Origin of the sequence: Smaragdicoccus niigatensis DSM 44881 = NBRC 103563 (assembly GCF_000380645.1) — a bacterium.
Lineage (GTDB): Bacteria > Actinomycetota > Actinomycetes > Mycobacteriales > Mycobacteriaceae > Smaragdicoccus > Smaragdicoccus niigatensis.
Genome location: NZ_AQXZ01000014.1, coordinates 129,221 through 149,433, shown reverse-complemented (window position 1 = coordinate 149,433; position 20,213 = coordinate 129,221). Strand labels below are relative to the sequence as shown.

Sequence of the window (20,213 nt, the reverse complement as noted above, 5' to 3'; positions counted from 1 at the left end):
TGCGTCAGAACATACGAAAGGAGGACATCTCGTGACTGATGGCAGTGCCCGATTCTCCGATGAACTCCTTGCCGATCTGCACGCGGGAGTTCTCCCTCCGGACGAGGCCGCGCAGTTGTGGCCCCAGGTCTATGCCGATCCCGCGGCGAGTGCCGTCATCGAGGCACTCGACCGCGTTTCGTCCACCCTGTCCGGCCTTGGGTCAGTAGGCCTGAGTCACCACGGCGAGTCCATGCCCAGTGACGTTGCCTCACGACTCGACGCCCTCTTCGAGTCCACACCGGATGTCACTGATACCGAGGCCACGGTCCTACCCCTGCGTCCTACGTCCGAGCGTCGCGCACCGAACCGCTGGAAGTGGCTCGCTGCCGCATGTGCGCTGGTCGCAGCGGTCGGCGCGGCAGACGTTTGGGTGGCCTCGACGGACCGGTCCAATGACTCCGTCCAGGCGCAACCCTCGGACCGGACGTCGACCCCGCCCCTTGTCCTAGGCCCTGACCTCTCCGCGAATATCCTTCTGGCCGCGATGGGACGGCATGATGCCCAGGGGACACTGTCCACTGACCAAGGACTCCGGGCCTGCCTGTCGGCAATCGGCATCGATCGCAAGCCCCTGGGATCAACTGCGGTCGTGTACTTGGACCGGCCCGGGGCATTGATCCTCGCCGCCGGGCCCCAGAAAGGCTCGATCACCGCGGTCATCGTCAACCCCGACTGCGCGCCCGGTAATACCGACGTCCGCGCGCAGCGGGACATCTGAAATCTGCTCGGGAACAGAACCGTTTAGGCTCTTGTTGACAAAGGACACCTGCTGAGCTGCCAAACGTGAGGAATTCATGGGTAACGCAACGGACCCCGTCATCCACGACGTCATCATCGTGGGCTCTGGTCCGGCCGGCTACACCGCCGCCATCTACACCGCCCGCGCGGAACTGAAGCCCCTCGTCTTCGAGGGCACGCAGTTCGGCGGCGCCCTCATGACGACCACCGAAGTCGAGAACTTCCCGGGCTTCCGGGAGGGCATTCAAGGCCCCGATCTCATGGACGAGATGCGCGAGCAGGCTCTCCGATTCGGCGCGGACATCCGAACCCAGGACGTCGAAGAGATCGATCTGTCCGGGGACATCAAGTCCGTGACCGTGGACGGGGAGACCTTCCGCTCTCACTCGGTCATCCTCGCCATGGGTGCTGCTGCGCGGTACCTCAATGTCCCGGGTGAGCAGGAGTTGCTTGGTCGCGGTGTGAGCGCGTGCGCGACGTGTGACGGGTTCTTCTTCAAGGACCAGGACATCATCGTCATCGGCGGTGGTGACTCCGCAATGGAGGAGGCCACCTTCCTCACCCGCTTCGGCCGGACGGTCACCGTTGTGCACCGTCGCGACGAGTTCCGTGCCTCCCGCATCATGCTCGAACGCGCCAAGGCCAATGACAAGATCCGCTTCGTGACCAATGCCAAGGTGCTTGAAGTCCTGGGTACCGATGGTGTGACAGGCGTCCTCGTCGAGGACACGAACACCGGCGAGAAGACCGAATTGCCTGCTACCGGCGTTTTCGTCGCCATTGGACACGACCCACGGTCAGAGTTGGTCAAGGGTCAGGTCACGCTCAATGACGAGGGATATGTCCAGGTCGAGGCACCGCGCACCGCGACTTCGCTCGACGGCGTCTTCGCCGCCGGTGACCTCGTCGACCACCACTACCGCCAGGCCATCACCGCCGCCGGCTCCGGCTGCGCGGCCGCGATCGACGCCGAGCGCTGGCTAGCCGAGCGCGGGGACATCACCACCAACACCCTCGACCACGCCGGTACCCCGGCCGGGAAGTAGAGACATCATGTCCAACACCATCAAGGTCACCGACGACTCGTTCGCCGACGACGTCCTCGTCAGCGACAAGCCCGTCCTCGTCGACTTCTGGGCGGACTGGTGCGGACCGTGCAAGATGGTCGCTCCGGTGCTCGAGGAGATCGCCCGCGATCACGCGGACAAGATCACCATCGCCAAGCTCGACGTCGACTCCAACCCGGAGACGCAGAAGCACTACAAGGTGTTCTCGCTGCCGACGCTGATGCTTTTCGAGGGCGGCAAGCCCACCAAGACGATCGTCGGTGCAAAGGGCAAGGCTGCGCTGCTGCGCGACCTCTCCGACGTTCTCTAGGAACGTCCGAACACGCGCTGAGGCCGTTCTCCCGAGGGCCATGTATGCGGCAATTGGGCGCTGATAATGCGACAATCGATGGGCCTCAACTCGAGGCACCGCACACTTGAAGGAAGGACGGCCTCCGCGTATGCATCTGCTTCGTCGCGGTGACGAAGGTCCCGCCGTTGCCGAGATCCGCGCCTCGCTGGCCAGCCTTGGATATCTCCACTACGACGGCTCCTCAGCAGCATCGAACGGCGTGTGGAACGCTCCGGCGGCCACTTTCGACGCTGACCTCGAGACCGCGGTACGCGCCTTCCAGCAGGCCCGTGGGCTGCTGGTGGACGGAATCGTAGGCCCGGCCACCTACCGGGTTCTCAAGGAGGCGTCTTACCACCTTGGCGCCCGATTCCTCTTCTACCAGCTCTCCTCCCCGCTCTACGGCGACGACGTCGTGGCGCTGCAGCGCCGGCTCCAGGAGCTCGGGTACTACGTCGGCCGCGTCGACGGCTACTTCGGCCTGCATACCCACGAAGCGCTGACCTCGTTCCAGCGTGAGTTCGGGCTGGCACCGGACGGTATCTGCGGCCCGGAGACGTTGCGTTCGGTGGAGCTGCTCGGCCGCAGCATCACCGGCGGTAACCCACATGCCATGACCGAGGAGGAGCTCGTCCGCAGCGCGGGCCCGCACCTCACCGGCAAGCGCATCGTCATCGACCCAGGTCTGGGTGGCACGGCGACCGGTCTGACACTGTCGGGACCGGACGGAGACACCACCGAAGCTGCGGTCTTGTGGGACCTCGCGAATCGACTCGAAGGCCGCATGGCAGCGACGGGCATGGAGACGTTCCTGTCCCGGCCGAAGTACGCCAACCCCACGGATTCCGAACGCGCGGAGCTCTCGAATTCGTTTGCCGCAGATCTCATGATCTCGCTGCGGCTCGCACGGAATGACACCGCAAAGGCGCACGGCATCGCCTGCTTCTACTACGGGCACCCGGATGGCACGTCGGCGTCGATGATCGGCCAGGCGCTCGCCGGCTACATCCAGCGGGAGATCGTCGCCCGCACGAACCTCCTCGACTGCCGTTCGCACGCGCGTGTGTGGGACATCCTGCGCCTGACGAAGATGCCGACCGTCCAGATCGACGTGGCATTCGCGTCAAATCCCGAAGATGCTGCGCTGCTTGCGAATTCGCGCATGCGGGACATCATCGCCGAGGCGATTCTCGTCGCGGTGAAGCGCCTGTATCTCCTCGGTCAGAACGACCAACCGACCGGGACGTTCACTTTCGCCGACCTGCTGGCCGAGGAACAGAACCGCGAGGCCTGAGTCCGGGTCCCCGACCGTTGGTCAGGGGATCCGGAAGCTTCCGGTCGTCGTCAGGCTCGCGGATGCCAGGAGCTGCTCGAGCGCGTACTCGACGTCGACCTTCCACTCGTGATCGCTGTCGAGTTCGAGCCGTAGCCGTGGGTACTCATGATGTGCCGCAACCGTTTTAAAGCCGGCCTCTTCCAGGAACGACGCCGGGATCATGCACTGGTGCGGCGTACACGTCAGGGCGGCGGTAGCGCTCGGACCAGTGGGGTAGTCCGCTGGGTCCGCCTTGATGCCAAACGCCTCGAGAGCCCGAACACCGCGGCGAATGAGGTCCTTCGCAACCGCCTGAACGAGCTGATGCGCAACTCCGTCGTAGTCCGGGTTCCCCAATCCCGAGGCGCATCCCTCGACCACGACCGAGGTGAGAAGCACAGCGTCCGGACTCACGGGTGACGTCGGAAATCCAGCCGAGCGTGGAACAGCGCTCGGTGGCGCATACAGAGCGGCGCCAGTGGCGCCGTATTCGTTGCGCGAGACCTGGGCGCATGAACCCCACTCCAACATCACCTTCGACAGCCACGCTTCCTTCTCGAAAGCGGGGTCGTCGAAAACTGCGGGCGAACGCTCGACGGAGGGGTCGGTTTCCCAGAAGACGCATCGCCGGGCATGGGCGGGAAGCTTGCCAATCTCCGAAAGGGTCAGTGTCGTGATGGTTGTGGACACTGCAGCGTCAACCTCGGATCTGGGTGGTCGGCATGGTGGCATCTAGTTCTAGTAAAGGATAAGCCCTTTCGCCTGGTCAGCGTCACTGTGACGTATCACCGACGCATCACAACCGCGGGGCCGTCCCACTCAGATCACGTCTTGTCCATCAACGACATGATGCGCTGCAGGTCCTCGATCGACCCGAACTCGACGACGATCTTGCCTTTGCGCTGGCCCATGCTCACCTGGACCTTGGTGTCGAACGAGTCGGCAAGCCGGGATGCATAGTCTTGCAACGCGGGCGGTGGAGCTGGCCGTCCCTTCGGCGCCGGCTTGACTCGCGCCTCTCCCGCTCGATTGGCCAGCGTGACGGCCTCCTCTGTCGCGCGCACCGACATGCCCTCGGCGACGATGCGAGCGGCGAGTTCTTCCTGCGCTGCGGCGCCAGCCTCGAGTGCGAGGAGAGCGCGTGCGTGCCCGGCCGACAGCACACCTGCAGCAACTCGGCGCTGAACGGCCACGGGGAGCCGGAGAAGCCGGATCATGTTCGACACCACCGGGCGAGAACGACCGATACGTGTCGCAAGCTCTTCGTGGGTAACGTCGAACTCTTCGAGTAACTGCTGATATGCCGCGGCCTCTTCAAGCGGATTAAGTTGCACACGGTGGATGTTTTCCAGCAGCGCGTCGCGGAGCATCGAGTCATCCGCGGTCTGGCGAACGATCGCCGGAATAGCCTGGAGACCTGCGAGTTGTGATGCACGCCAACGGCGTTCACCCATGACCAGCTGGTAATTGTCGAGTCCGACCTCGCGAACGACGATCGGCTGCATAAGTCCGAATTCGCGGATCGAATGCACGAGTTCCGCGAGAGCCTCTTCGTCGAAGACCTGGCGCGGCTGCTTGGGATTCGGCTGAACGTGTTCCGGGCGAATCTCCCGGTACGTAGCGGCGGCCGGCCGCGGACCACCGATCAAGACATCGGCAGCTGCACTACCGAGACCGCTTCCGGTCAGGGAGGCCCCCGAGGGAATGAGGGCAGCAAGTCCGCGGCCAACGCCGCTCTTCCTGGGCTGACTCAAGTCCAACTCCGATCGAATCCGTTGTGTTTCACGTGAAACAGGAAGCTATCTTCGGGATGTCCTGCGCGTCGGCGCATCGATCTTTCGAGCTTCGATCACGACCGTCAACTCGTCGACAAAGCCTGCGCCACACTCGCGAACGGCAAGATCCACCGCACCGTACTTGCGCGCCTCGCGCGCGGAATCGACGATTTCCTGCGCCGCGGTCGAGCCCTTGAGTGCGAGCATCAATCCGCCGGGGCGAAGGAGAGGCATCGACAAGGACATCAGCAGGGGGAGGGCAGCGACAGCACGCGACGTAACGACATCGCACTGTCCCACTTCGGCGACGACCGCGCGGTCCTCGGCACGACCTCGGACAACTCTGATATCGAGGTCGACCGACGCGATGAATTCAGACAAGTATGTTGTGCGGCGCAACATCGATTCGATGAGAATGACCTTCACATCGGGACGGGCGATCGCCAACGGGATTCCGGGGAGACCCGCGCCGCTGCCGATATCCGCGACTACCGCACCTTCGGGGACCAACTCCTGCAGGACTCCGCAATTCAGAATGTGGCGTTCCCACAGCTTCGGCACTTCACGCGGACCGATGAGTCCACGCTTCTGGCCCTCGGAAACGAGTGACTCCCAGTAGGCGACAGCGAGATCGAGTCGATCGCCGAACAGGCGGACTGCCGCCTCGGGCACCTCGGCCGTTCGTTGTTCCACGTGAAACATCCTCCCAGAGCCGCTCCCGCTCACCGCCTGTGGGCCAAATTACAGTTCCCCGCTTCGTGAGCCAACCTAACGGTGTGTCACAGCGCGTTTCGTAACGTGACGATTTGATCCAAAAGAAGAGCCCGGCGAAACTCAGGTTCCGCCGGGCTCCTTGAAATTGAACGTCAGCCGCGGGTGACGACGACTCGCCGCTGGGGCTCCGCGCCTTCGCTCTCGCTCACGACCCCGCCGATGGCCGCGACCGCGTCGTGCACGACCTTCCGCTCGAACGGCGTCATCGGCTCGAGGACCTCGCGGCCACCCTTCTCGAGCACCTTCTTCGCGGCAGCCTGACCGATCGCGGTCAGGTCCGCGCGACGCTTCGCACGCCAGCCGGCGATGTCCAGCATGAGCTTGCTGCGCTCGCCGGTTGCCTGCTGGACGGCGAGACGGGTGAGCTCCTGGAGAGCGTCCAGGACCTCGCCGTTTCGGCCGACGAGCTTGCTCAGGTCACGTCCACCGTCGATGCTCACGATCGCGCGCTTGCCCTCGACATCGAGATCGATGTCGCCGTCGAAGTCGAGGATGTCGAGCAGTTGCTCGAGATAGTCGCCTGCGATCTCGCCTTCTTCGACGAGTTCGTCTTCTTCGTTCTCGGGAGCTTCAGCCTCCGCCGAGGTCTTTTCCAATGCCGAATCCGAGGGTTCACTCACAGCCAGGTCAGACACAGCCTCGTCGCCTCCCATTTCTGCTCTCGTTGTTATTGCTGGGTTTTCAGGTCTCTCCGCAAGCACCACGTCGGCCATGGGTCAAGGCCGCCGCTTCGGACCCTGGTTCGGGCGCCCGCGATTGGGATTGTTCTTCCGGCTCTTCACCTGTCCCGGACGAGTACCCCCGCGATTCGGGTTCTTGCGCGTGGCCGAGGTATCGGTGTCGTCCTCGATCTCGACTGCCGTCGACGTGGTGATCTCCTGCGTACGGTTCGCGGTCGGCTTGGCACCCGGTCGCGGGGCGAGCTCCGAACGCTTCTCGAGCGCGGCGAGCTTCTTCGCCTCGTCTTCGCGGTCCATCTTCCGGTACACGACGTGCTGCTGACCGTAGGTCCAGGCGTTGTTCGCAACCCAGTAGAAGAGGATGGCGACCGGGAGGAACGGACCACCCACGAGGACACCGAGCGGGAACGCGTACAGCGCGAGCTTGTTCATGATCGCGGTCTGCGGGTTGGCCGCGACCGCCGCACTCTGACGCGCGACAGAGAATCGCGAGTTCATGTGCGTCGCGAGGCTCGCGAGAATCATCAGGGGCGCCGCGACGATGGCGATCTTCACGACCGTCAGATCGTGGGTGAGAATCCCCAGCTCCGGCACGTTGAACGCGCGCTTGTAGTCGACGCTCATGTTCATGAACGCGGCGAGCGGAACACCGAAGACCTTCGCCTTGAGGAACGACTGCACATCCTCGGCGGAGAAGAAGTAGTTCGGGGTTTGAGCATTCTGCAGCGCCGTCATGGCGTGCGACTGCCCGAAGCGGGTTCCGGTTCGCGCAAACGAACTGAGCACGTGGTACAGACCGATGAACACGGGGGCCTGGACCAGAACCGGGAGACAACCCATCAGCGGATTGAAGCCGTGTTCCTTCTGCAGCTTCTGCATCTCCATCGCGAGACGCTGCTTGTCTTTGCCGTACTTCTTCTGCAGCGCCTTGATCTGTGGCTGCAGTTCCTGCATCTGACGCGTCGTGCGGACCTGCTTGACGAACGGCCGGTAAAGCAACAGACGCAGCGTGAAGACCAGGAACACAACGGCAAGGACCCAGGTCAGGCCGCTGTCCGGTCCGAACAGGAACCCGAAGGCCTTGTGCCATACCCACAAGATTCCGGATACCGGGTAATAGACGAAGTTCAGCACTGCGCTAGACACTCCTCACGAGTTGTGTGCTTCCATTCAACAGGTCTCACCAGACGCGGCGTGCACGTGGTCGTGCTGCGTCTTTTCGGCGCACCGTCCCTCGGTCCGCTCCTTGCTCCTTCGTCGCGGCGATGCTCCCTCGTCCTCCTTGCACCGCCGCCGCTCCGGAACCGGATCCCAACCACCAGGATGCCAGGGCGCGCATTTCGCCAGCCGAATCACGGTCAGCACGCTGCCGACGAAGAAGCCGCGAGTTCGTAGGGCCGTGACGGCGTACTCGCTGCACGTCGGACTGAATCGGCAGGTGGGCATCCGCATAGGGGAGATGTAGGACCGGTACAGCTCGATCAGGAAGATCAGAGCACGCGCCGGGAGGTGCGCCAGCCACCGAAGTGCACTCATGTCCTATGCACCACCGACGACACCGAGGCGCTGCAAGGCTCGCCGCAGGTCTCGTTCCAGAACTGTCGCCGACGCAACCGCGGCTGGGGGTAATGCTCTGATCACGACGTCGGATCCCCGGTCCAGGCCTGGAGCCACATCGACGCAGAGGGGCCGAAGCCGCCGCGCGAGGGTGTGACGGACCACGGATCCGCCGACACTCTTGCTGACGATCAAACCAAAACGTGGCCCGCCGAATATCAAGGCCGGCGGGCCAGTTTCTGGAGCACGATTCGCGACGTAGATCACGAGATTTCGTCCACCGGCGCGACGACCGGAGCGAACAACACTGTGAAAGTCTCGAGAATTGTGCAATCGATACTGCTCAGGCAGCACCCGAGCGCCAATGCACCTGTGGGGTGGATTAAACGGCGATCTCGGCGCGGCCCTTGCGGCGGCGAGCCGAGAGGATGGCGCGGCCGGCACGCGTGCGCGAACGCAGGCGGAAGCCGTGCACCTTCGCGCGACGACGGTTGTTCGGCTGGAACGTCCGCTTGCCCTTGGCCACGGTCGACTCTCCTTGCAAGTTCACGGCGCACGGCAAACGCCATGCCCCGTATGGGTTGGTGACAAATCCATGGTGAACGCCCACGGACTTCCGGCTAGCGGCGGCGCGGTGCCCCGAGAAGCTCGGCGCGCTGGCCTATAGTCCGCAAACGCTCGACTGTTCGAGGGTACTGATAGAGCGCCCACGGGTCAAACTTGAGCCGTCGATACCGACGCCTGGCGGCCGACTTCGTGCCTGACCGCAACCTGTACGCCAGGCGAACAGTCACTGAAGTACTGCTGCAAGGAATTACAGGTTTTGACCACCTGTTCGTCAGACTCTTGTTAGTTTTCTCCCCGACGGACGCACAAAGTAGTGCGCACGGGGTCGCCATCCGGATCGTTTTGGATGGCCCGATGAGACCCAGTCCGTCTCGCAGTTTGGAGACAACCCACCGTCCGGTGGGATTCTTCAACCGTGCTTTCGCCGTAGCTGTCAACGACGATCAGGCGCCCACAGTGCTATCCGTGTACTTGTCCACATCTGTGGATAATTATGTGGATTACTTGTCGACCTGGCATATTCGTAGGCCGATCGGCTCGCGCTCTGCCGAGCCGGGGTATGTACGACGCGATCTGGGAGGGGCCCAAGCGTGACCAATGACGCGCAGGCGCTGGCACAGGTCTGGCCGACCATTCTCGCTGATCTGACCACGGGCTCCGAAGATGGATCGATTCCGCAAGTCAGCTATGCCCAACGCGCGTGGCTTCGCTTGGTCAAACCCCTCACTGTCGTCGAGGGTTTCGCACTGTTGTCCGTCCCATCGGTCCTCGCCCAGGAAGCAGTCGAGCGCGGTCTTCGCGAACCGATCCTGAGCCAGCTACGACGGCGACTCGACACTCGCATCGAAGGACTCGGTGTTCGCGTCGAACCCAGCGCCGAGGCCGACCCGGACGACGTCGTGACTCCGCCCGTTGCCGATCCGCTGCTGCCCTCGCAGTCGCGAATCCGCCGCGACGAGGAACTGCCGAGCGAGAATGGCAGCGACCGCGCGAGCTGGACGCCGACCTTCGTCAAGCCCGACGCCGCGCCGCCGTCGACGAACAGCCTCAACGCGAAGTACACGTTCGACACCTTCGTCATCGGTGCATCCAACCGCTTCGCGCACGCAGCGGCCGTAGCGGTGGCCGAGGCACCCGCCCGCGCCTACAACCCGCTCTTCATCTGGGGATCCTCCGGACTCGGTAAGACGCACCTCTTGCATGCCGCCGGCAACTACGCGCAGCGCCTGTTTCCGGGTATCCGCGTGAAGTACGTGTCGACCGAGGAATTCACGAACGACTTCATCAACAGTCTTCGTGACGACCGCAAGGCAGCGTTCAAGCGGCGCTACCGCGAACCGGACATCCTGCTCGTCGACGACATCCAGTTCATCGAAGGCCGCGAAGGTATCCAGGAAGAGTTCTTCCACACCTTCAACACGCTGCATACGGCGAACAAGCAGATCATCGTGTCCTCGGACCGCCCGCCTCGACAGCTTGCAACGCTTGAAGAGCGCTTGCGTACGCGATTCGAATGGGGCTTGATCACCGACGTCCAGCCGCCGGAACTCGAGACGCGCATGGCGATTCTCGACAAGAAGGCCCGGATGGACCGCCTCGATGTGCCGGATGACGTGCGGGAACTCATTGCGAGCCGCATCGAACGCAACATCCGCGAACTCGAAGGCGCCCTGATCCGCGTGACGGCGTTCGCGTCGCTCAACGGACAGAAACTCGACGTTTCGCTCGCCGAGGCCGTCCTGCGCGATCTGATGCCGGATTCGAGTGCTCCGGAGATCAGTGCGTCGACCATCATGGCCGTCACCGCCGAGTTCTTCAGTACCTCGATCGAGGAGCTTCGCGGCCCCGGTAAGGCCCGCCCAGTCGCCCAGGCGCGGCAGATTGCCATGTATCTGTGCCGCGAGCTCACTGACCTCTCGTTGCCACGCATCGGCCAGACATTCGGCCGTGACCACACAACGGTCATGTATGCCGACAAGAAGATCCGTAAGGAGATGGCCGAACGACCGAAGGTCTTCGAGCAGATCCAGGAACTCACGACCCGGATCCGACAGCGATCCAAGTGACGAGTACGTACGAAGAGCCCCGCGCCACTGGCCGGGGCTCTTTTGCATCCGCGTGTTACGCCCGGCGTGTCCTCTTGATTACAACCGCGCTACGACTACTCCACACTTGTGGATAACCCTGTTGATATCTGTGGATCCTTGGGGATGAATTGGGGCACAAATGTCAGCAAACGGTGACTATCAACAGTTGCAAGCACTCGGGTGCTAGCAGACCCCCAGCTGATCCACATGCCGACACGCCGTGCTAGCTGCGGCAAGCGTGCTACTCCCCAGATTCCACAGGACCTACTACTACTACGTATTTAGATCTTTATAGAAAAGTTTTAAAGGTAGGCCTGTGCATCATTCAGCTAACAGGCCCGCAAGCGAGAGCTAGCGAGAGCCGCACCACCTTCATCGAAGGGATGGCGCTGCAGGCTTGGACCCCATAGGTTGTTACCCTGGCAGCCGTTACCGGAATCACAAGGGGACGTGAGTTATGGCAGTTGAGGGCATGCGCTTTCGGGTCGCACGCGAAGACTTCGCAGACTCCGTTGCCTGGGTGGCCCGCAACCTTCCGTCTCGTCCGCCGGTTCCCGTTCTCGGTGGGATCCTCCTGGCCGCCGATGCCGATGGCCTGACCGTTTCCGGATTCGACTACGAGGTCTCGGCCCAGGTTCGCATCCCGGTCGACGTTTCCACCGCAGGCGACGTGCTCGTGTCGGGTCGTCTGCTCGCGGACATCACTCGCTCACTTCCGGCCAAGCCGGTTGATGTCGTGCTCGATGGCAGTCGTGTGATCATCACCTGCGGTAGCGCGAAGTTCTCGCTGCCGACGATGCCCGTCGAGGACTACCCGCAGCTCCCGGAGTTGCCGGCGCGCACCGGTGCGCTCCCGGTCGAGATTTTCGGTACCGCGGTCAGCCAGGTCGCCGTCGCGGCCGGCAAGGACGACACCTTGCCGATGCTCACGGGTATTCGCCTCGAGATCGACGGTTCGAAGCTGGTTCTCGCCGCGACCGACCGTTTCCGTCTGGCGGTTCGCGAACTCGAGTGGACCCCGGGTGACAACGAGCTCAACACCGCGGTCCTCATCCCGTCCAAGACGCTCGCGGACGCCGCGAAAACTCTTGTCGGTCCGTCGGATTCGCCGGTGGAACTGTGCCTCGGCGGTGGCTCGGAAGGCCTGCTCGGCATTACGCGGGACGGCCGTAAGACCACCACGCGCCTGCTCGACGCGGAGTTCCCGAAGTTCCGTCAGCTGCTGCCGAAGGATCACACCTCGACCGCGACGATGGATGTTGCTCCGTTGATCGACGCGATCAAGCGCGTGGCTCTCGTTGCCGAGCGTGGCGCTCAGGTCCGCATGGAGTTCTCCGGCGACGGCCTGCTGCTGTCGGCTGGCGGCGACGACGCCGGCCGCGCGGAGGAGTCGCTGGAAGCCAACGTCCAGGGCCCGGGGCTGACGATCGCGTTCAACCCGGGATATCTCATCGATGGGCTGAACTCGCTGCACAGCGACCGTGTGCACTTCGGGTTCACCGCTCCGAGCCGCCCGGCCATGCTGCGTCCGATCGGCGACGAGGAGCCTGAACCCGAAGGCGACCGCTTCCCGCCGGTCGATTCGGAGTACACGTACCTCCTCATGCCGGTGCGTCTGCCGGGCTAGCCCGCGCGAAGCGACGGGTGACTCAACACATTGTTCGTCCACGCACTATCGCTGCGGGATTTCCGGTCGTGGTCTTCGGCTGAGATCGCGCTCGAACCAGGCACCACCGTCTTCGTCGGTCGTAACGGCAACGGCAAGACAAACCTCATCGAGGCTCTCGGTTATCTCGCGACGATGGCATCGCATCGAGTTGCGACCGAAGCTCCGATGATTCGAAACGGCGCCACGAGCGCGACCGTGGGAGCGCAGATCATCAATGACGGACGCGAACTTCGGATCGATGTCCAGCTCAACCGCGGTGCGGCGAACCGCGCGAGCATCAATCGTTCGCCGGTCCGGCGGACTCGCGAGATTCTCGGAGTCCTGCGCACGGTGTTATTCGCACCTGAGGACCTGTCCCTGGTACGCGGGGATCCGGGCGAGCGGCGCCGATTCCTGGACGAGCTGCTCACGACGCGCCGGCCGCGAATGGCCGCCCTACGCAGCGACTATGAAAAGGTCTTGCGGCAGCGGGCTGCCCTGCTCAAGACGGCGTATCGCAGCCGAGGCGATCTCAGCACGCTGGATGTCTGGGACGGGCACCTGGCAAATCACGGCGCCGCGCTGATCGCCGCTCGGCTGTCCCTGGTACACGACCTCGCACCTCATGTCACCGAGTCACATGCCCGGATTGCCCCCGGTGCACGGCCGGCGACGCTGCACTACCGGACCTGTGTCGCCGCGGCGCTGCCGGAGGGCTTCGCGGATCCGACTCGGGTGCCCCTGGACAATGATGTCGAGGTCTTGACCCAGGTATTGCTCGAAGAGATGTCCCGGGTCAGGTCCTCGGAGCTCGAGCGCGGGGTATGTCTCGTGGGTCCGCACCGCGACGACCTGGACCTGATACTCGGCACGGAAAGTGCCAAGGGATATGCCAGTCACGGGGAGTCCTGGTCCTTTGCTCTGGCGCTCCGGATCGCGGCCTTCTCGTTGCTCCGGACCGACGGCAGTGACCCGGTGTTGTTGCTCGACGATGTCTTCGCCGAACTCGATATGCGCCGCCGCGCCGCGCTGGCCGGTCTGGTGTCCGATGCGGAACAGGTTCTCGTGACTGCTGCGGTTCCCGAGGACGTACCGGAGCAGCTGAAGGGCCGTCGCATCGGCGTATCGTCAGAATTCGACGACGGTGGCCGGATTTCCCGGATCTCGGAATACCCTGCGGAAGACCAAACTCATGAGTGAATCCGAATCGAACGACGTCGGCGAAGTTCGTGGTTACGACCTCGCGCGCCGCGCCCTCGAGGAAGCCCGCGCCGCGGCGAAGGCGAATGGCAAGTCCGTCGGTCAGGGACGTGCGGCCGGTGCTCGTGGGCCCGCGCGGCCGGTTCGCCGCGGGTGGTCTGGCTCCGGCCCGGATCAGCGTGACCCCCAAGCCTTCGGATCCCTCGTCGGTTCGATCGCGAAGGCGCGCGGCTGGTCATCTCACGTTGCCGAGGGCACGGTCCTGGGCCAGTGGTTGAAGGTCGTCGGTGATGACATTGCTTCACATGCCGAACCGACCACTCTCAAAGATGGCGTTCTCAGCATCACGGCGGAGTCGACGGCATGGGCCACCCAGTTGCGTCACATGCAGCCACAGATCCTGGCGAAGATCGCCGCCGCAGTCGGTAATGGCGTGGTGACGAAGCTGCGGATCACCGGTCCGGTCGCGCCGAGTTGGCGCAAGGGCGAGCGGCATGTGAAAGGCCGTGGTCCGCGCGACACCTACGGGTAAGCCAGACCCCCGAAAATGCACATTTCTACCCGCTGACCCTTGGCGGGTCCGTTTCAGCGGTTGACGTGCGTGTCAAGGGTGTCGCAGCCCCCGTCTAGGCTGAGTGGGCCAGTAAGATAGGAAGGTCATACCTGGTGTCCGCTACCTGCGCGGATACCGGGATTGCGAATTGCCTGACTTTGGGTCGAACAAGGAGTGAAGTCCGTCCGTGACTGACAAGGCCAAAAACGCCAAGCAACCTAACAAGGGCTATGGCGCATCCTCCATCACCGTTCTCGAAGGCCTTGAAGCAGTCCGCAAGCGCCCCGGCATGTACATCGGCTCCACCGGCGAGCGCGGTCTACACCACCTGATCTGGGAAGTTGTCGATAACTCCGTCGATGAGGCGATGGCCGGGCACGCGACCAAGGTCGAAGTCACGATGCTCGAAGACGGCGGTATCGAGGTCATCGATGACGGCCGCGGCATCCCGACCGGCATGCACGCGTCCGGTATTCCGACCGTCGAAGTCGTAATGACCCAGCTGCACGCCGGTGGAAAGTTCGACTCGGACTCCTACGCGGTGTCCGGTGGTCTGCACGGTGTCGGTATTTCGGTCGTGAACGCGCTGTCGACCAAGGTCGAGGTCGACATCAACCACGATGGCTACAACTGGACCCAGACGTACAACTACGCCAAGCCAACGGAACTGGTGAGGGGTAAGGCAACCCGGGCAACCGGTACGACCATCCGGTTCTGGGCCGACCCGAACATCTTCGAGACGACCACCTACAGCTTCGACACCGTCGCCCGCCGTCTGCAGGAAATGGCGTTCCTCAACAAGGGACTGACCATCGTCCTGACGGACAAGCGCGTCAAGGAAGAGGACGTCGTCGACGAGGTCGTCAGCGACACGGCCGAGGCGCCGAAGGGTCACGACGAGGCAGCCGCAGATGCGCCGGTCGTGCACAAGGTCATGACGCGGACCTACCACTACCCCGGCGGACTGAACGACTTCGTCAAGCACATCAACCGCACCAAGACGCCCATTCACACCTCGGTCGTCGGCTTCTCCGAAAAGGGAACGGGCCACGAACTCGAGATCGCGATGCAGTGGAACTCGGGTTATTCCGAGTCGGTCCACACCTTCGCGAACACGATCAACACGCATGAAGGTGGAACCCACGAAGAGGGCTTCCGCGCGGCGCTGACGACGGTCGTCAACAAGTACGCCAAGGACAAGAAGCTCATCAAGGAGAAGGACGGCAACCTCTCCGGCGATGACATCCGTGAGGGTCTCGCTGCGATCGTGAGCGTCAAGGTCGGCGAGCCGCAGTTCGAGGGTCAGACGAAGACCAAGCTCGGCAACACCGAGGTCAAGTCCTTCGTCCAGAAGGCGTGCAACGAGCACATCGCGCACTGGTTCGAGGCGAACCCGGCGGACGCCAAGACGATCATCAACAAGGCGCTGTCGTCGATGCAGGCCCGCGTCGCCGCACGCAAGGCCCGCGAACTCGTTCGCCGGAAGTCCGCGACCGACATCGGCGGCCTGCCGGGCAAGCTCGCCGACTGCCGCTCCAACGACCCGAGCCGCTGCGAGCTCTATGTTGTCGAGGGTGACTCGGCCGGTGGTTCGGCGAAGACCGGCCGCGACTCGATGTTCCAGGCGATCCTGCCGCTGCGCGGAAAGATCATCAACGTCGAGAAGGCGCGCATCGACCGCGTGCTGAAGAACACTGAAGTCCAGGCCATCATCACCGCGCTCGGCACCGGTATCCACGACGAGTTCGACATCGCGAAACTGCGGTATCACAAGATCGTGCTGATGGCTGACGCCGACGTCGACGGTCAGCACATCGCGACCCTCCTGCTGACGCTGCTGTTCCGCTTCATGCGCCCGCTGGTCGAGCACGGTCACATCTACCTGGCACAACCGCCGCTGTACAAGCTCAAGTGGCAGAAGGGCCAGCCACCGGAGTTCGCCTACTCGGACCGCGAGCGCGATGCGCTAATGAAGCTCGGCCTGGAATCCGGCAAGAAGATCAACAAGGACGACGGCATCCAGCGCTACAAAGGTCTTGGCGAGATGAACGCCAAGGAGCTGTGGGAGACGACGATGGATCCGATGTACCGGACTCTGCGTCTCGTCACGCTCGATGATGCCGCCGCCGCCGACGAATTGTTCTCGATCCTGATGGGCGAAGACGTCGAAGCGCGCCGATCATTCATTACCAGGAACGCCAAAGACGTTCGCTTCCTTGATGTTTAACGCTGCCGTTAAAGGACTTTGATCAATGACTGAGACGACCTTGCCTCCAGAGGGCGGCGACCGCATTGAACCTGTTGACATTCAGCAGGAGATGCAGAACAGCTACATCGACTACGCCATGAGCGTCATCGTCGGCCGCGCGCTGCCCGATGTCCGTGACGGCCTCAAGCCGGTGCACCGGCGCGTGCTCTACGCGATGTACGACAACGGCTACCGTCCCGACCGCGGCTATGTGAAGTCGGCTCGCCCGGTCGCCGAGACCATGGGTAACTATCACCCGCACGGTGACTCATCGATCTACGACACCCTCGTGCGCATGGCCCAGCCGTGGTCGCTGCGCTACCCGCTCGTCGACGGCCAGGGCAACTTCGGTTCGCGCGGAAACGACGGCGCGGCCGCCATGCGTTACTGCGTGACCGGTGATGCGCTGGTCGCGACACCGGACGGCGATGTCCCGATCGTGGATCTGGTTGCCGCGGAACCGAACTCGACGGTCGATTGCGATCTGAAGGTCATCGGTCTGCACGGGAATGCGGTTCGGGCAACAGCGTTCCATCACAGTGGGCACCATCCGGTCCTGACCGTCAGTGCCGGTGCCCAGTCCTTGACTTGCACGACTAATCACCCCGTCTTGTGCCAAATCAACGGCGAGCTGAGTTGGAAGTTGGCGGGCGAAATCCGGATTGGGGATCTGCTTGCAAGCACCGTGACGATCGGGCAGGATTCTCCGCGGTCAGAGCGGAAAATCCTGCCGGATCGCGGGGCGTTGGCTGATTGGCGCCATGTTCCGGACGCGCCGCCGGTGGATTCCTTTGGATACGTGGCGGTGACTGCGGTCACCGCGGCTGGGGTTCAGCCCGTATTTAGCCTCCGGGTCGATACCGACGACCATGCGTTCATCACGAACGGCTTCGTCAGTCACAACACCGAGTGCCGCCTCACCCCGCTCGCCATGGAGATGCTCCGGGACATCGACGAGGAAACCGTCGACTTCGTCCCGAACTACGACGGCCGTACTCAGGAGCCGACGGTTCTTCCGAGCCGGATCCCGAACCTGCTGGTCAACGGCTCGGGCGGGATCGCGGTTGGAATGGCGACCAACATTCCGCCGCACAACCTCGGCGAGGTTGCCGAAGGTGTCTACTGGTGCCTCGACAACTGGGAGGCAGACGAAGAATCGACGCTCGAGGCGATGATCCAGCGCGTCAAGGGTCCGGATTTCCCGACCTCGGCGCTCATCGTGGGTGGCCAAGGGATTCAGGACGCGTATCGCACGGGGCGCGGTTCCGTGCGCATGCGGGGTGTCGTCTCGATCGAAGAGGAGCGCAGCGGCTCGACGACGATCGTCATCACCGAGCTACCGTTCCAGGTCAACCCGGACAACCTGATCTCGTCGATCGCCGAACAGGTTCGCGACGGCAAGATCGCCGGCATCTCGAAGATCGAAGACCACTCGTCCGACCGTGTCGGCATGCGCATCGTGATCACGCTGCGTCGCGACGCGGTCGCCAAGGTTGTGCTGAACAACCTGTACAAGCACAGCCAGCTGCAGACGAGCTTCGGTTGCAACATGCTGTCGATCGTCGACGGTGTGCCGCGCACGCTGCGCCTCGACCAGATGATCCGGTACTACGTCAAGCACCAGATCGAGGTCATCTACCGACGGACCGTCTACCGGCTCCGCAAGGCCGAAGAACGTGCCCACATCCTGCGTGGACTCGTCAAGGCACTCGACATGCTCGACGAGGTCATCGCCTTGATCCGTCGGTCGCCGAGCGCCGAGGAGTCGAAGTCCGGGCTTATGACCCTGCTCGACGTCGACGAGATTCAGGCCACCGCCATCCTCGACATGCAGCTACGTCGACTCGCGGCGTTGGAGCGTCAGAAGATCATCGACGACCTGGCCAAGATCGAAGCCGAGATCGCCGACCTGAAGGACATCCTCGCGAAGCCTGAGCGCCAGCGCGCGATCGTCAAGGGCGAGCTGTCCGAAATCGTCGAGAAGTACGGCGACGATCGCCGGACGAAGATCATTGCGGCCGAGGGCGACGTCACCGACGAAGACCTCATCGCACGCGAGGACGTCGTTGTCACGATCACCGAGACCGGGTACGCCAAGCGCACCAAGACCGACCTCTACCGTGCGCAGAAGCGTGGCGGAAAGGGCGTGCAGGGCGCCGGCCTCAAGCAGGACGACATCGTCCGCCACTTCTTCGTGAGCTCGACGCACGACTGGCTGCTGTTCTTCACGAACAAGGGTCGCGTTTACCGTGCGAAGGCCTACGAGCTTCCCGAAGCGAACCGGACCGCGCGTGGGCAGCACGTGGCGAACCTGCTTGCGTTCCAGCCGGACGAGAAGATCGCCCAGGTCATCCAGATCAAGTCGTACGAGGACGCGCCGTACCTGGTTCTCGCCACAAAGCGCGGCCTGGTCAAGAAGTCGCGCCTGGTCGACTTCGACTCGAACCGCACCGGCGGCGTCATCGGCATCAACCTGCGTGATGGTGACGAGCTCGTCGGCGCGATTCTGTGCTCGTCCGAGGACGACCTGCTGTTGGTCTCCGCACAGGGCCAGTCGATCCGGTTCTCCGCGACCGACGAGGCGCTCCGTCCGATGGGACGCGCGACCTCGGGTGTCACGGGTATGCGCTTCAACGAGGACGACGAACTCCTGTCCCTCAACGTCGTCGTCGAGGGCAGCTACCTGCTCGTGGCCACTTCAGGCGGGTACTCCAAGCGGACCGCGCTCAGTGAATACTCTGCACAGAACCGTGGCGGTAAGGGTGTTCTCACGATTATGTACGACCGCCGACGTGGCAACCTCGTGGGTGCGGTCATCGTCGACGATGATGACGAGCTGTATGCCATCACCACCGGCGGCGGTGTCATCCGCACTGCTGCCAAGCAGGTTCGTAAGGCAGGTCGACAGACCAAGGGTGTTCGCCTCATGAACCTCGGAGAGGGAGTCGACCTCCTGGCCATCGCGCGCAATGCCGATGAGCCGGATGAGCCCGACATCAAGGAGACGAAGTGAGCCAGAACGATTCGGCGGACGACCCGCGTGGGGCAGGCGTTCCGCGCCTCCCCAGCGAGTCGCCGCTGGCCCGTTCGATGGCTTCCAGGTCTCCTGAACCGGATCTGACAAAAGTCGAGGAAACCACTGCAAAGGGAGGCGTCGTGGACGCACCAACCCGGACCGCGCCCGCATCGAGCGCGTCTGAGGTGAAATCGCAGAGCGCCGCGCGACCGACGAACGTCGGAGTTCGTCGTGCCGTTCCGCAAGCGCTGCGAGCAACAGTGCAAGTCCGCCGGATCGACCCATGGACGACCCTCAAGGTCACCCTGGTCATGGCGACGGCCGGCTTCTTCATCTGGATGCTCGCGGTGGGCCTCCTGTACATCGTCCTCGCGGGGATGGGTGTCTGGGATCGCCTGAACAGCGCGTTCGTCGACATCGTGTCGACCTCGAGCTCCGAGGGCCTGATCTCCGCAGGTCAGGTATTCGGATACTCGGCGATCGTGGGGCTCATCAACGTCGTCCTGCTGACGGCGTTCAGCACGATCGGTGCGTTCATCTACAACCTGTGTGCCGATCTCGTCGGTGGCATTCAGATCACCCTCGCCGATCCGGATTAAGCTCGGGCCGCCACGC

Annotated in this window: 19 protein-coding genes; 11 read left to right on the top strand and 8 right to left on the bottom strand. The window is 63.4% G+C overall.

Features of this window, described 5'->3' with window-relative positions; translation table 11 throughout:
* Positions 1-31 precede the first annotated feature (31 nt).
* From F600_RS0107685 to F600_RS0107670, 4 genes are all read left to right on the top strand, one after another.
* Complete coding sequence (locus tag F600_RS0107685; protein ID WP_018160018.1) at positions 32-760, top strand: hypothetical protein; 729 nt, start codon at positions 32-34, stop codon at positions 758-760.
* Positions 761-836: 76 nt separating this feature from the next.
* Positions 837-1,826, top strand: a complete 990-nt coding sequence (gene trxB, locus F600_RS0107680) for a thioredoxin-disulfide reductase (protein WP_018160017.1) — start codon at positions 837-839, stop codon at positions 1,824-1,826.
* A 7-nt stretch (positions 1,827-1,833) separates the two neighbouring features.
* A complete protein-coding gene (trxA, locus tag F600_RS0107675; protein WP_018160016.1) occupies positions 1,834-2,157 on the top strand; it encodes a thioredoxin in 324 nt (107 codons plus the stop codon).
* 130 nt (positions 2,158-2,287) lie between these two features.
* Positions 2,288-3,472 (top strand): N-acetylmuramoyl-L-alanine amidase, encoded by a 1,185-nt coding sequence (locus F600_RS0107670; RefSeq protein ID WP_018160015.1) that lies wholly within the window; start codon positions 2,288-2,290, stop codon positions 3,470-3,472.
* Positions 3,473-3,493: 21 nt separating this feature from the next.
* Here the strand turns inward: F600_RS0107670 and F600_RS0107665 are convergent, their stop codons facing one another.
* From F600_RS0107665 to rpmH, 8 genes are all read right to left on the bottom strand, one after another.
* Complete coding sequence (locus tag F600_RS0107665) at positions 3,494-4,183, bottom strand: hypothetical protein (RefSeq protein ID WP_018160014.1); 690 nt, start codon at positions 4,181-4,183, stop codon at positions 3,494-3,496.
* A 134-nt stretch (positions 4,184-4,317) separates the two neighbouring features.
* Positions 4,318-5,247, bottom strand: coding sequence for a ParB/RepB/Spo0J family partition protein (locus F600_RS0107660; RefSeq protein ID WP_026306281.1), 930 nt, complete (start codon positions 5,245-5,247; stop codon positions 4,318-4,320).
* A 45-nt stretch (positions 5,248-5,292) separates the two neighbouring features.
* On the bottom strand, positions 5,293-5,970 hold the full coding sequence (gene rsmG, locus F600_RS0107655; protein ID WP_018160012.1) for a 16S rRNA (guanine(527)-N(7))-methyltransferase RsmG: 678 nt from the start codon (positions 5,968-5,970) through the stop codon (positions 5,293-5,295).
* A gap of 164 nt (positions 5,971-6,134) precedes the next feature.
* A complete protein-coding gene (locus tag F600_RS0107650; protein ID WP_018160011.1) occupies positions 6,135-6,695 on the bottom strand; it encodes a Jag family protein in 561 nt (186 codons plus the stop codon).
* 63 nt (positions 6,696-6,758) lie between these two features.
* Entirely contained in the window at positions 6,759-7,856 is a 1,098-nt protein-coding gene (yidC, locus tag F600_RS0107645; protein ID WP_018160010.1) for a membrane protein insertase YidC, read from the bottom strand.
* 36 nt (positions 7,857-7,892) lie between these two features.
* Complete coding sequence (gene yidD / locus F600_RS27370; RefSeq protein WP_018160009.1) at positions 7,893-8,258, bottom strand: membrane protein insertion efficiency factor YidD; 366 nt, start codon at positions 8,256-8,258, stop codon at positions 7,893-7,895.
* Positions 8,259-8,261: 3 nt separating this feature from the next.
* Entirely contained in the window at positions 8,262-8,633 is a 372-nt protein-coding gene (gene rnpA / locus F600_RS31110) for a ribonuclease P protein component (protein WP_081628758.1), read from the bottom strand.
* 28 nt (positions 8,634-8,661) lie between these two features.
* A complete protein-coding gene (gene rpmH / locus F600_RS0107635) occupies positions 8,662-8,805 on the bottom strand; it encodes a 50S ribosomal protein L34 (protein ID WP_026306280.1) in 144 nt (47 codons plus the stop codon).
* 631 nt (positions 8,806-9,436) lie between these two features.
* Between rpmH and dnaA the strand changes: the two genes are divergently transcribed.
* From dnaA to F600_RS32670, 7 genes are all read left to right on the top strand, one after another.
* A complete protein-coding gene (gene dnaA, locus F600_RS0107630) occupies positions 9,437-10,912 on the top strand; it encodes a chromosomal replication initiator protein DnaA (protein WP_018160007.1) in 1,476 nt (491 codons plus the stop codon).
* A 478-nt stretch (positions 10,913-11,390) separates the two neighbouring features.
* Positions 11,391-12,560, top strand: coding sequence for a DNA polymerase III subunit beta (gene dnaN / locus F600_RS0107625; RefSeq protein WP_018160006.1), 1,170 nt, complete (start codon positions 11,391-11,393; stop codon positions 12,558-12,560).
* A gap of 30 nt (positions 12,561-12,590) precedes the next feature.
* Positions 12,591-13,781, top strand: a complete 1,191-nt coding sequence (gene recF, locus F600_RS0107620; RefSeq protein WP_018160005.1) for a DNA replication/repair protein RecF — start codon at positions 12,591-12,593, stop codon at positions 13,779-13,781.
* Positions 13,774-14,313, top strand: coding sequence for a DUF721 family protein (locus F600_RS0107615; protein WP_018160004.1), 540 nt, complete (start codon positions 13,774-13,776; stop codon positions 14,311-14,313). The genes recF and F600_RS0107615 overlap by 8 nt, the downstream gene beginning before the upstream one ends.
* 208 nt (positions 14,314-14,521) lie before the next feature.
* Entirely contained in the window at positions 14,522-16,561 is a 2,040-nt protein-coding gene (gene gyrB, locus F600_RS0107610; RefSeq protein ID WP_018160003.1) for a DNA topoisomerase (ATP-hydrolyzing) subunit B, read from the top strand.
* Positions 16,562-16,586: 25 nt separating this feature from the next.
* Positions 16,587-19,595: a DNA gyrase subunit A gene (gene gyrA, locus F600_RS0107605; protein ID WP_018160002.1), complete on the top strand. Its 3,009-nt coding sequence runs from the start codon at positions 16,587-16,589 to the stop codon at positions 19,593-19,595.
* Entirely contained in the window at positions 19,592-20,197 is a 606-nt protein-coding gene (locus F600_RS32670) for a DUF3566 domain-containing protein (RefSeq protein WP_370670708.1), read from the top strand. Before gyrA ends, F600_RS32670 begins: the two co-directional genes overlap by 4 nt.
* Positions 20,198-20,213 lie beyond the last annotated feature (16 nt).

What these genes read in the sequence shown, in the direction of transcription:
- trxB (WP_018160017.1), top strand. Translation starts at nt 837, where the DNA reads ATGGGTAACGCAACGGACCCCGTCATCCACGACGTCATCATCGTGGGC.
- trxA (WP_018160016.1), top strand. Translation starts at nt 1,834, where the DNA reads ATGTCCAACACCATCAAGGTCACCGACGACTCGTTCGCCGACGACGTC.
- F600_RS0107670 (WP_018160015.1), top strand. Translation starts at nt 2,288, where the DNA reads ATGCATCTGCTTCGTCGCGGTGACGAAGGTCCCGCCGTTGCCGAGATC.
- rsmG (WP_018160012.1), bottom strand. Translation starts at nt 5,970, where the DNA reads ATGTTTCACGTGGAACAACGAACGGCCGAGGTGCCCGAGGCGGCAGTC.
- F600_RS0107650 (WP_018160011.1), bottom strand. Translation starts at nt 6,695, where the DNA reads ATGGGAGGCGACGAGGCTGTGTCTGACCTGGCTGTGAGTGAACCCTCG.
- yidD (WP_018160009.1), bottom strand. Translation starts at nt 8,258, where the DNA reads ATGAGTGCACTTCGGTGGCTGGCGCACCTCCCGGCGCGTGCTCTGATC.
- dnaN (WP_018160006.1), top strand. Translation starts at nt 11,391, where the DNA reads ATGGCAGTTGAGGGCATGCGCTTTCGGGTCGCACGCGAAGACTTCGCA.
- F600_RS0107615 (WP_018160004.1), top strand. Translation starts at nt 13,774, where the DNA reads ATGAGTGAATCCGAATCGAACGACGTCGGCGAAGTTCGTGGTTACGAC.
- gyrA (WP_018160002.1), top strand. Translation starts at nt 16,587, where the DNA reads ATGACTGAGACGACCTTGCCTCCAGAGGGCGGCGACCGCATTGAACCT.